The organism is Cryobacterium sp. CAN_C2, from assembly GCF_015751745.1.
Lineage (GTDB): Bacteria > Actinomycetota > Actinomycetes > Actinomycetales > Microbacteriaceae > Cryobacterium.
In genome coordinates this window covers 70,934-82,286 of sequence record NZ_JADOUX010000010.1, presented here as the reverse complement: position 1 = coordinate 82,286, position 11,353 = coordinate 70,934, and the positions used below count along the sequence as shown (strand labels likewise).

At 63.9% G+C, this 11,353-nt stretch carries 11 protein-coding genes; 1 reads left to right on the top strand and 10 read right to left on the bottom strand.

Annotated features, from left to right (window positions below):
- Positions 1 to 16 precede the first annotated feature (16 nt).
- From tatC to IWX77_RS09855, 7 genes are all read right to left on the bottom strand, one after another.
- A complete protein-coding gene (tatC, locus tag IWX77_RS09890; protein WP_196844340.1) occupies positions 17 to 772 on the bottom strand; it encodes a twin-arginine translocase subunit TatC in 756 nt (251 codons plus the stop codon).
- Positions 773 to 818: 46 nt separating this feature from the next.
- A complete protein-coding gene (gene tatA / locus IWX77_RS09885; protein WP_196844339.1) occupies positions 819 to 1,076 on the bottom strand; it encodes a Sec-independent protein translocase subunit TatA in 258 nt (85 codons plus the stop codon).
- Positions 1,077 to 1,094: 18 nt separating this feature from the next.
- A complete protein-coding gene (locus tag IWX77_RS09880; protein WP_196844338.1) occupies positions 1,095 to 1,409 on the bottom strand; it encodes a hypothetical protein in 315 nt (104 codons plus the stop codon).
- Positions 1,410 to 1,412: 3 nt separating this feature from the next.
- On the bottom strand, positions 1,413 to 3,452 hold the full coding sequence (locus IWX77_RS17145) for a helix-turn-helix transcriptional regulator (RefSeq protein ID WP_297413175.1): 2,040 nt from the start codon (positions 3,450 to 3,452) through the stop codon (positions 1,413 to 1,415).
- A gap of 216 nt (positions 3,453 to 3,668) precedes the next feature.
- On the bottom strand, positions 3,669 to 4,634 hold the full coding sequence (locus IWX77_RS09865; protein WP_196844337.1) for an FKBP-type peptidyl-prolyl cis-trans isomerase: 966 nt from the start codon (positions 4,632 to 4,634) through the stop codon (positions 3,669 to 3,671).
- A 131-nt stretch (positions 4,635 to 4,765) separates the two neighbouring features.
- Positions 4,766 to 5,767: a tRNA (adenine-N1)-methyltransferase gene (locus IWX77_RS09860; RefSeq protein ID WP_297413174.1), complete on the bottom strand. Its 1,002-nt coding sequence runs from the start codon at positions 5,765 to 5,767 to the stop codon at positions 4,766 to 4,768.
- Positions 5,764 to 6,531: an HAD family hydrolase gene (locus IWX77_RS09855; RefSeq protein WP_297413173.1), complete on the bottom strand. Its 768-nt coding sequence runs from the start codon at positions 6,529 to 6,531 to the stop codon at positions 5,764 to 5,766. Before IWX77_RS09855 ends, IWX77_RS09860 begins: the two co-directional genes overlap by 4 nt.
- Before the next feature lie 80 nt (positions 6,532 to 6,611).
- Here IWX77_RS09855 and IWX77_RS09850 point away from each other — a divergent pair, with 80 nt between their 5' ends.
- Positions 6,612 to 7,580, top strand: a complete 969-nt coding sequence (locus IWX77_RS09850) for a proteasome assembly chaperone family protein (RefSeq protein WP_196844336.1) — start codon at positions 6,612 to 6,614, stop codon at positions 7,578 to 7,580.
- An 86-nt stretch (positions 7,581 to 7,666) separates the two neighbouring features.
- Here IWX77_RS09850 and mshC read toward each other — a convergent pair whose 3' ends face one another.
- From mshC to IWX77_RS09835, 3 genes are read right to left on the bottom strand one after another with little or no spacing between them, the layout of a single operon-like run.
- Positions 7,667 to 8,977, bottom strand: a complete 1,311-nt coding sequence (mshC, locus tag IWX77_RS09845; protein WP_196844335.1) for a cysteine--1-D-myo-inosityl 2-amino-2-deoxy-alpha-D-glucopyranoside ligase — start codon at positions 8,975 to 8,977, stop codon at positions 7,667 to 7,669.
- A 43-nt stretch (positions 8,978 to 9,020) separates the two neighbouring features.
- Positions 9,021 to 9,875: an undecaprenyl-diphosphate phosphatase gene (locus tag IWX77_RS09840; protein ID WP_196844334.1), complete on the bottom strand. Its 855-nt coding sequence runs from the start codon at positions 9,873 to 9,875 to the stop codon at positions 9,021 to 9,023.
- Positions 9,876 to 9,935: 60 nt separating this feature from the next.
- A complete protein-coding gene (locus IWX77_RS09835; protein WP_196844333.1) occupies positions 9,936 to 11,303 on the bottom strand; it encodes a M20/M25/M40 family metallo-hydrolase in 1,368 nt (455 codons plus the stop codon).
- Positions 11,304 to 11,353: the final 50 nt, after the last annotated feature.

Here is an 11,353-nt window from a genome sequence, read left to right as displayed (position 1 = left end):
CTAGATCCGGGTCTCACTACTTCAGGGCGAGTTCTTTTTCGAAGGCGAGCGCTTTTCTGGCCGCTCGGCGGTCGTGCAGCCAGGCGATGCCGTAGGCGGCAAAGTACAACATGACCATGGGAACGGCCAACAGGAACATGGAAACCACGTCGGCCGCCGGGGTGGCGATTGCCGTGAAGAGCACGATGACCAAAATGGCGATCCGCCAGGACTTGATGATCGATGTAGCACTTATGACGCCAGCGAAGTTGAGCAGCACGATGAATACGGGCAGCACGAATGCAATACCGATCGCAACGACGAGCTTGAGCACGAAGTCAAAGTAGCCTTGCGCGTTGATGAACGCCGAATCCTCGGTGGGAGCGAAACTCGTCATGAGCTCGACCACGTGTGGCAATACGATCCAACCCGCCGCGCAGCCGGCCAGGAACAAGGGAATGGCCGTGAGAAGAAATCCAAACGTGTATTTCTTCTCGGTGCGGGTAAGTCCGGGAACCAGAAAGGCGAACACCTGATACAGCCACACCGGGCTCGAAACAATCAGGCCGACGTACAGCGAGATCTTCAGTTTGAGGTCGAAGGCGCTCGTGATGTCGGGGTAGTTGATCTGCGCGTTGCGATGCTGCGCATTGATGATGGCGTAAATCGGTTCGCGCAACTGATCCCAGACGAAATCGGAGAGGAACCAACCTGCAATGGCACCGATGAGAAGGCCGGCGGCGGCCAGATAGAGGCGCTTGCGCAGTTCGATCAGATGCTGACCCAGCGACATCTTTCCCGCTTCGGTCGCACTTCGTCGAGCGCGGACCGCCACGGGGCTAGGGCTTCGAGGCGGGATCGGCGGGGGCGGCCGACGTCGGGCCGGACGGCGTCGATGCGTCGTGACCCGTGCGCGTGGTCGGCTGGGCCGGGGCGTTGGGATCAGCGTCGACAGTGTCGCTCTTGATCTCGCTCTTGAAGATTTTCATTGACTGGCCGAGGCTGCGAGCGAGTCCGGGGAGCTTAGGCGCACCGAAGAGGAGCAGTACGACGACGAGGATGATCAGGAAGTGCCATCCGGTCAGGTTTTGCAGCATGACGGTGTGTCCTCTGGATTAGCGGGCGTTTGGAATAAGTTTACCCCGCATGATTCGCGCATCGCGACGCAGCTGGCGCCTGTGGGTGCGTTCTACTCGATGCTGCTCGACTTTACGGACCAACTCGGCCGAATCGGCGAACACGGCGGCGGTGAACGGAGCGGACCCGAGAGGCAGATCGAGATCCACCGAGGAGACCCGATCGCTGAGGGCTGCTACCGCGCTCAGGGTGCCGAGCGACTTGCGGTACAGCGCCACAGCGAACCAGCCGAGGACAGCGAGCAGAATTAATGCAAGCCCAGTCCAGATGAGTGCCCACGACCACCACGGCATCGGCTAGTCCATTTCCGTCTGGGACTGTTCGTCCGGGGCATACTGCGCAAGTCCGGCTGCGGCCCAGTCGAACACAACCTGGCGTGATTCGGCCGGTTCGAGCACGGTCACGATGCCGGCCAGGCCGGTGACGAGGCGTTTGAGCGCATGGGTATGGGCGACGCGCAGGGTCGTGCGGGTGCGAACCCCCGAGCCGACAGGCTCCGAACCTTCGGGCCGGTAGTCGGCCAGCAACGGCAGCGCCGCAGTCGCGAGCTCAAGTCGAACGTCGACGTCGTCGGAGGACGCCTGGAATAGGGTGTCGGGCAGCAGCAGGTCTGCCGGGTGCGTGCTGAGCGGCACGACGGTGACGCGCGGGTTGCTCATGCGGTCCAGACGGAAGGTTCGCACCGCCTCTCGAAGATGGCACCAGCCACGGAGATACCAGTCACTGTCGACGGATTCAATGCGCAGCGGGTCGACGAGGCGGTGCACCTGACTGCCGCGCGCATTGAGGTAGTCAAACTCGATTTGCATCCCGGTGATCAACGCCGCCTGCACGATGCCGCGGGTCGTGCCGGCATCGCGCTGCGCGACTGCGAGTTGGGTTGGCGGCGCCGATGCCCCCCTGGTCAGTTTGGCCATCAACGACGAGATGGCATCGGTGTCGGCGTTGTTGGGCAGAGCTGACAGGTACTGCAGGCCGGCGATGAGCGCCGCAGCCTCGCGGGCGGAGAACCGCGGTGAGTCGTCGATGGCGACCTGATGGGTGAGCACAATCCGATCGTTGGTTTCAAACTCGTCCCAGAGGATGTCAAACAAGTCGCCGTGCAGGTACTGGCGTGTTTCGCCTGGGATGCCGGACAGGGCGATGAGGCTGACCAAGGCGCGCACCCGCTCCGCTGACAGTCCAAAGTGCTCGGCCACCTCGGTGACGGTGACTCGCCCCTGATCGATGAGGTACGGAACGAGGGAGAGTAAGAGGGTGAGCTGGTCGCCAGCGACTCGGGGCTGGGTGGCGACTTTGGTCGTCTGCGCGTGTGGCGGGGTTGCCCGGCGAAGCGGCGTACGCCCCGGAGGGATGACCGGGAGGGCGCTGGCATGAGCGTCACGGGCAGCGACCAGTCGTTTCTGCACGGCGTCGCGCAGGGCGAGCGGACTCTGGATAAAAACTTCCGGGCCGAATCCAGCCAGTTCGTCAGCGAGGACGTTCAGGTCGGTGAAGTGCAGGGTGCGCTCGAGTTCCGTGGAAGGGCCAACCCGAGGTGCGGGGTGTTGCGCCGCCTGACGCGCACCGAGCCGCACGGCGGCGTCGGACCCTGGCACCACGACGATGCGGGCGATATTGCTGGTCCACAGGTCATCGAGCTCGGCGAGAGCTTGTGCGCTGTCGGTTGCATTGTGCGGTGCGCCAGCGCTGATCGGAGCGGGAATCGCGTTGGGTACCACCGCTACCGTGCCGGCGATGCGGGCCAGGAGGAAAGTGCGCGGTGCGTGAGCGACCTCATCCGTGGCGTACAGGTGCCAGCGGCCTTCGTGTTGCACGAGCGCGCGAGGTGCAACCACTCGACGGGCCGGGTTGGTCTCCCCCGGTTTGAGGTAAAGAAAGGCCACGACCTGCGCGCGGTCAAGAGCCTTGCTCAGGGGTTCGAAGCTCTGGTCTTTCGTGCGCAGCAGGGGTGCGTAGCCGAGGACCGGTTCGCTCGATTCGACACCGAGGGAGTTCAACTTCATCAGGGCCCGGCGGGATTCTCCGGACAGCGATCCTTCCCGCCAGACCGTGCCGGCGAGTTTCAGCAGGGAGACCTCGTCGGGCGTGAAGGTCACGTCGGCAGGCAGGTCGTAGAGACCCTTCGGAATGCGATAGCGCAGAAAATGGTTGCTGCCCGGATCATCTGGGGACTCAATTGTTTCGAGCGGAATACCCAATTCACGGATGTCGTCCTTGTCGCGTTCAAATTGACGCTCGAGGCTGTCGTTCAGGCCGGCGGACGAGTACCTCTGGCGGTAACCCTGCACGTTGGCGAGAATGTCGGCCTTGGTCAGGCCGGATTCCGTCGCCACCAGAGCCAGCACCAGACTGAATAAGCGCTCAGGAGCGGGGACCGATCGGGGTTTGGACGCACCCACGCCCGCGGCCGGTTCACGCTTCGGGTCAGGCTGGGCAGGCATCGCTATCACGCTGTGATCTTATCGCCCGAGCTGCCCGAGCGAGCCGGCCACCCGAGATGTGCGACGTGATCGGTGCCGGGCACCCGTGACCCGAGGGCGCGACCAGTGTCAGTTGATGCCCAAAATGTCGACCACGAAAATGAGGGTCGAGTCGGCCGGAATCGCGGCGGACGCTGCGCCGCCATAGCCCAGGCTGGGCGGAATGACCATGACGATCTGGGATCCGACTGTCTGACCGATGAGCGCCGTGGACATGCCGGCAATCACGCCCGGCTGGGTTGCGGATCCGACGGCGGCGACGAGCGGGACCGGCGATCCGTTGGCCCAGCTGGAGTCGAAGACGGTCTTCTCTTTCCACAGGATGCCGGAATAGTTCACCGTGACGGTCGAACCCTCCGTGACCTTCTCGCCGGCACCCTTCTTCAACACCCCGACTTCGAGCATGGTGGGAGCGTCGCCGTTTGGAATGACGACGCCCGGGACGCCGTTCTCATCGAGGACCACGGCCGGGAGGCCGTTCGCGACCGTCTGATCCACACCGTTAGCACGGGGCAGGAACGCCGTGACAACATCGGCGACGACGACGAGGGAATCCGTCGGTGCGACGCCAAACTGATCGTTGCCCGCTGCGCCGAAGGCGTCTTCGGGTGCCACGACGATCGCGACACGTTCGCCGACCTGCGCGCAGAGCAGACCATCGGTGAGGCCCTTGACGCCCGCGCCATTCAGCACAACCGGAATGAAATTCTTACCGTCGTAGGCAGCCTGCTGGATGACCTTGCCGGTCGTTCCGTTGTAAACGTTGAGTTCGACGTTGAGTTGCTGGCCTGCCACGGCCTGTGTGCCCGAACCGGAGATAATCTCGGTGCGCTGCGTTGACGTCGTCTTCAGCGGGGTCGGAAACGTCACGTCTGGCGCCGAGCCGAAGTTCCCGGAGGCGGACACCAGCTCGGAGGCCGCACCCGTGGTGACCGGCGCATCACACGACGCCTGGGATATGCCGGGGCTGGCGCACGCGGTCAATGCCGTCATCACGAGGCCGGCGGTGACGATCAGCGCGGATGCTTTGCGCACGAGTCCTTCTTTCGGTACGGGTTTGCTGCAGCACGGATCTGCTGCGCGGGTGTGAGGGGTGGTGCGGGTGCTCCGGGGGTCAGACGGCTGCGGTTTCGGCGCAGTACAACCGAAACGGGCCGGAAACCATCCTAACCGGCGTCGAGGTCTCGAGCCTTGGAAAGCTCGGCGCTGGTACCGGCGGCACGCACGCGCTTGCGCATGACCTTGGCGCTCACGTTACGTTCCCCGAGCGCTCCCGGGGTCCAGGCTTCGACATCGGCGTCGCTGAAGTCCGTTTTGGACGGACGTCGCTTCAGTTCGGGCAGGATCGTGCTGGGGGCCAGACGGCGGGCGGTGATCAGAAAGCCGGTGTGGCCGATCATGCGGTGGTCGGGCCGCACGGCGAGTCCCTCCACATGCCAGCCTCGGATCATCGTTTCGTTGGAATCCGGGTTGGTGTAAAACCCGGTGCCGCGGATGGCCTCGGCCACGCGGGAGAGTTGCGTCACCGTGGCGACATAGCAGAGCAGCACGCCCCCCGGCTTGAGAGCATCGGAGACGGCGCCGAGGCATTCCCACGGTGCCAGCATGTCAAGGACGACTCGGTCGACGCTCTGCGCCGGCATAGTTGCGGGTAGCGTCTCGGCGAGGTCGCCGAGGGTGATGGTCCAGTTCTGTGGATCGCTCCCGAGGAAGGTGGCGATATTGTCCCGGGCGACGTCGGCGAATTCCTCGCGACGTTCGAAGGATGCGAGGCGGCCGGCCGGTCCGATTGCGCGCAGTAGCCAGAGCGACAGCGCGCCCGATCCGACGCCGGCCTCCACGACCGTTGCGCCGGGGAAGATATCGGCCTGTCCCAGAATTTGGGCCGCATCCTTGGGATAGATGATGGCGGCACCGCGCGGCATGCTCATCACGAAGTCGACGAGAAGCGGCCGCAGCGCAAGGTGCTCGACGCCGACGTTATTAGTGACGACCGAGCCGTCGGGCTGCCCGATGATGTCGTCGTGTGCGAGGATGCCGCGGTGGGTGTGAAACGTCAGGCCTTCCTGCAGGGTGATGGTGTTCATCCGCCCCTTCGGCCCGGTGAGTTGCACCCGGTCGCCGATGCGAAATCGTCCACTATTTTGAATGACCTGGTTGTTGCTCATGCGAGTGGTGCGCTTTCGTTGCGGGCGAAGCCGGTGGGGGCGGGAGGACTAACGGGATCCGCTGAATCGGTTGGGTTCGAGAATTGATACAGCGCCGAAATATCGAGGAGGGTGCGCCCGACGAGCGTCGGCCAGCGGGTGTAGGACATACTCTCCGGTAGGTCGATCTGGTGGGGAACGGCGATGGTAATGGTCCCGGCGGCGACAGCGGAAGCGACGCCCGGAACGGAATCCTCAATCGCGATGCACAGCCGCGGATCGACACCTAGACGGTCGGCGGCAACCAGGTACGGATCGGGATGCGGCTTACTGTTGGCGACCATATCGCCGGCGATGACAACATCGAAGGCGGGAAAATCAATGAGGTCGATGATCTGGCGGGCCATGCGCTCCACCGACATGGTCACCAGTGCGGTTGGTACGCCGGCGGCTTTCAATGCCTGGAGGAGCTCGCGGGATCCGGGGCGCCAGGGAATCCCGTGTTCGGCCAGCTGCTCCTGCACGCGGTCGGTGAGGCGAGCCACGATGGCATTCGGGGTGAGCTCCACACCGCGGGATTGCAGAATCGCCGCGGAATTCCACAGTCCGGATCCGACCAGCAACATGCCGTCGTCCTGAGTCCAGACACCGCCGAACTCGGCCACGAGCTCGGTTTCGGCGCGCATCCAGTACGGTTCAGTGTCAACGATGGTGCCGTCCATATCCCACAGAACGGCGGCGGGCAGGGAGGCGGGCGCGGGGAGCGGCAGAGGAAAAACATTCACGGGGTTCAAGTGTAGGGCCACCGCCTATCCTTGACTGAGGCCCTCCACGCGGGAGGCTGCAGGAATTGAGGGCGTACACGGTGACTGACGGTAATGGGTTCCTGGGCGGACGGCTTCTCGTCGTCGCTTTCGAAGGCTGGAACGATGCCGGCGAGGCCGCGACGGGCGCGGTTCGCGCGCTCAAAGATTTGCTCGACGTGGAAATGATCACTGAGGTCGATCCGGAGTTGTACTTCGACTACCAATTCAACCGACCGACCGTATCGACCAACGAGGACGGCGTGCGCACCATCGGTTGGCCGGGCGCGATCATGTATGGGCCGACGACGCCCGGCGTTGTCACCGTTCCGCTGGCCGAAGATGCCGAGTTGCGGGTCAGCGGGACGAATGCGGGCAACATCTACCTGCTGATCGGCACGGAACCATCGCGGAGTTGGAAGAGCTTTGCCGCCGAGATTCTCGACGCGGCCCTCGCCGCCGACGTGAGCGGCGTGGTGTTCCTGGGCGCGATGCTCGCCGACGTTCCGCACACCCGTCCCATTTCCATCTTCGTGTCGAGCGACAACGCGCAGGTGCGCGCCGAACTGCAAATCGAACGCAGCAATTATGAAGGCCCGGTGGGGATTCTCAGCGTATTGTCGGATGCCGCCGAGACGATGGGAATTTCGACACTGTCGATCTGGGCATCCGTTCCCCACTATGTGCATAATGCACCGTCGCCCAAGGCGATGCTCGCGTTGATCGACAAGCTCGAGGAGGTCATCGACGTTGTGATCCCCCGGGGCGCGCTCGTGACGGAGGCGGCCGAATGGGAGACCGGTATCGATGTTCTGGCCGGTGAAGACGAGGAAATGGCCGCGTACATTGCCCAGCTCGAGCAAGCCCGCGACACCGTCGATTCGCCGGAGGCGAGCGGCGAGGCGATCGCCCAGGAATTCGAGAAATACCTGCGCAAGCGCGGAACCGACGGGCGAGAGGGACGCGCAGATGGGCGACCCGATGGCAGACCGGATGGCCCAGGCAGCAGGCCGGACGGGCCTCGGCACTAGACACCCTCTGTACTGGGGGGGCATCGGCACCAGGCAGGCAGCCGAACGACACGACACGACGCAACTCAACCGTGCGGCATCGCGCGTTACAAGGCGACGCCAAGCAGCGCGCTGATGGCACGATTTAGTAGTGCCGGGTCATCGAGTGGCCCCGCGGCAGCGGCATCGATGAGTTGCATGGCTTGAGGCGTGTCGAGGTCATGGCGAAGTGCCAGCCGCACAGATTGCACGATCGAGGCCGCTGTGCGGGTCGTACCTGCAATATTGGCAGTACCGAGGTTCGTCGCCCTCGATGTTCCAGTCACGACCGCGGTGCCGAAGGCCGCCGCCCACACGGACAGTCGCTCGACGGCTTCGTCTAGAAGAGCTGTCGTCCATTCCCAGTCGGTGCGGTAGTGGCGGGCGAGCAGGGCCAGTCGAATCGCGCGCGGGTCTACATTGTGGGCGCGTAGTCCCGAGACCAGAACCAGGTTGCCGAGCGACTTGCTCATCTTCTCGCCACGATAGGCGACCATGCCGGTGTGGCTGTAGACCCCGGCGAGCGGATGCCCTGACAGCGCTTGCGCGTGCCCGGCACTCATGTCGTGGTGCGGAAAGATCAGATCTGACCCACCCCCCTGCACGGTGAAGTCGGTGCCGAGTTCCTTGAGCGCGATGACCGAACACTCGATATGCCAGCCGGGTCGCCCGGCGCCGACTGCCGATTCCCACGCCGGTTCCCCCGCGCGCGCGGCCCTCCACAACAGCGGGTCGAGGCGGTCACGCTTGCCCGCGCGGTCGGGGTCTCCCCCGCGCTCGGCGAACAGGCGGAGCATACTGACGGGGTCGAGATTGCTCTCCTCGCCGAGCGTCCAGTCGGTACTGGCCTCCGCGGCACGAATATCGAAATACAGGTCAGCGGCGATCGTTCCGTCGGCGCCGCCAATGGCATCGTCCGTGGGCACTGGGTAGGCCAATCCCGCATCCCGGAGCAGCGCGACGGCAGCGGCGACCTCGTCGATAACCTCGGTCACGGCGACGAAGTCATTCGGCGGAATGATGCCGAGCGCCTCCATGTCGGCGCGAAATAGCTCAACCTGCGATTCGGCCAGGTCACGCCAGTCCACGCCGGTGGCGGTCGCCCGCTCGAGGAGCGGGTCGTCGATGTCCGTCACATTCTGGGCGTAGTGCACGCGAAAACCGGCGTCGATCCAGACGCGTTGCAGGGTGTCGAAGGCGAGATACGTGTTGGCGTGGCCGAGGTGGGTCGCGTCGTAGGGGGTGATGCCGCACACGTAGAGGCGAGCCGCATCGCGAGGCCGGGCCAGCACCAGGCTGTCGGTTTTCGTGTCATGGAGCCACGGTGCACTCGACTCGCCGGGGACAGAGACAATATCGGGTCGTTTCCATGCACGCATGGAGCAAGCCTAGCTTTGCTGGGGCACCTGCTTCGCGAGCCGCCTACGCGGAGATGACGTTTGTGCCGAGGAGCACGAACAGCACGATACCGAGGACGATGCGATAGATCACGAATGGCAGAAAACTGCGCTTGGAAATGTAATTCATGAAGAAGGCGATCACGCCGAGGGCTACGACGAAGGCGATGACCGTCGCCAGGAGCGTTTCGAGCGGTCCGAATATTTCAGGAGTACAGGTCGTTGCGCCGGCCACACACGGCTCGGCAATGGATTTGTACATTTGGTAAAAGCCGCTGCCGAGTACAGCGGGAATCGCCAGCAGGAAGGCATAGCGGGCGGCTGCGGCGCGCTCGTAGCCCAGGAACAACCCGGCAGTGATGGTGCCGCCCGACCGTGACACTCCGGGGATCAGCGCGAGCGCTTGTGCGAACCCGAAGATCGCGCCGTGGCCGACAGTGATGTCTTGTAGTTGGCGTCGTTTAGCGCCGACGCGGTCGGCAATACCGAGCAGGATGCCGAAGACGATGAGCATGGTGGCGGTGAGCCAGAGCGAGCGCAGCACGGTTTCGATCTGGTCCTGGAACAGCAGGCCGAGAATGATGATGGGCAGCGAACCCAGAATGATCAGCCAGCCCATGCGGGCATCCGGATCCTTCCGAGAGACCTGGCCGCTGAGCGATTTCGCCCACTGGCCGATGATGCGCACGATGTCGCGCCAGAAGAATATAACCACGGCCGCTTCGGTGCCAATCTGGGTGATGGCCGTGAACCGAGCCCCTGGGTCTTCACCGGTACCCAGAAACTGGCCAACGATGGCGATGTGAGCACTCGACGACACCGGAAGAAACTCGGTCAATCCCTGAACCAGGCCCAGAATGATCGCATTCAGATAGTCCACAGGCTTCGCTTTCTTGGAAAGAGCCCACACCAACCAGGGTCGAGCGCGGTGCTCACAGCGTCAATATTTTGATAGCAGATCAGTCAAAACCTGCCTGCCAAACACTAATGCGTCCAGCGGCACCCGTTCGTCCACTCCGTGGAACATTGCAGGAAAGTCCAAGTCATTCGGGAGTCGAAGGGGCGCAAAACCATAACCCTTGATCCCGAGAGTGCTGAGCGCTTTGTTGTCGGTTCCCGCCGACAACAGGTAGGGCAGAACCGGTGCGCCGGGGTCATGGCGCTCCAGTGTGCTCACAACGGCCTCGATCAGCGGTCCGCTGAATTCGGTCTCCAGACCGATGTCGCGGTGCATGGTCACGATCTCGATGTCGGAACCGACAAGCTGCTGAATCTGGGCGAGTACGAGGTCTTCCTCCCCCGGCAGTGAACGGATGTCGATGAGCGCTTCGGCCGTGTCGGGGATGACGTTGTGCTTGTACCCGGCGGTCAGGCCTGTCGGGTTGGCCGTTGTCCGCAGGCTGGCCTGGATGAAGCCAGAAGCGGTTCCGGTGGCCAGGGCGAGTTCGTCGGGGCCGACGCGCTGCGGATCAACGTCGAGAATGCGAGCAATCTCGCCCAGGAGCTGCTCGGTCGTGTCGGTCAGCCGAATCGGCCATTCGTGGCGGCCCAGTTTGGCCACGGCCTCGGCGAGCCGTGTGATGGCATTGGCCGGGTGCATGCGGGAGCCGTGCCCCGCGTCCCCGCGGGCGACGAGCTTGACCCAGATGAGCGCCTTCTCTCCGGTTTGCAGCAGATAGGCGCGTTTGCCGCCGAGCATGATCGAGTATCCGCCGACCTCGCTGATCGCTTCGGTCGCGCCGTCGAACAGGTGGGCGTGATCATTCACGAGAAAGTGCGAGCCGAGCACGCCTCCAGCCTCTTCGTCGGCGAAGAAGGCGATGACGAGGTCGCGTTGGGGCGCACCGTTGGCGCAGATCACGTCCTGCAGGGATGCCAGGATCATTGCGTCCATGTTTTTCATGTCGACCGCGCCACGGCCCCACAGCAGGCCGTCCTTGATGACGCCGGCGAAGGGGTCGACGCTCCAATTGGCCGCGTCAGCCGGCACGACATCGAGGTGACCGTGCACGACCAGGGCGTCCCGGGACGGACCGCGTCCCGTCACCCGCGCCACAACACTGGTCCGGCCCGGTTCGGAATCGAACAGCTCGGGCTTCAAGCCGAGGGCTCGCAGCTTCTCGGCAACGTACTCGGCCGCATCCGTTTCGCCGTTGGAACGGCCCCCACCATAGTTCGTGGTGTCAAACCGAATGAGATCACGCGCGATTTCGGCGGTCAGGTCGAGTTTCTGTGGGGCATCTGTGGGCGACGTACCCGCTGTATCAGCGGGACTAGCTGCCGTGGGCACGTTCGGGGAGGAAGCCATGATCAAACGCTACCCGTCGTCACGGGCACAGTGACACAACCGGGGTTCTA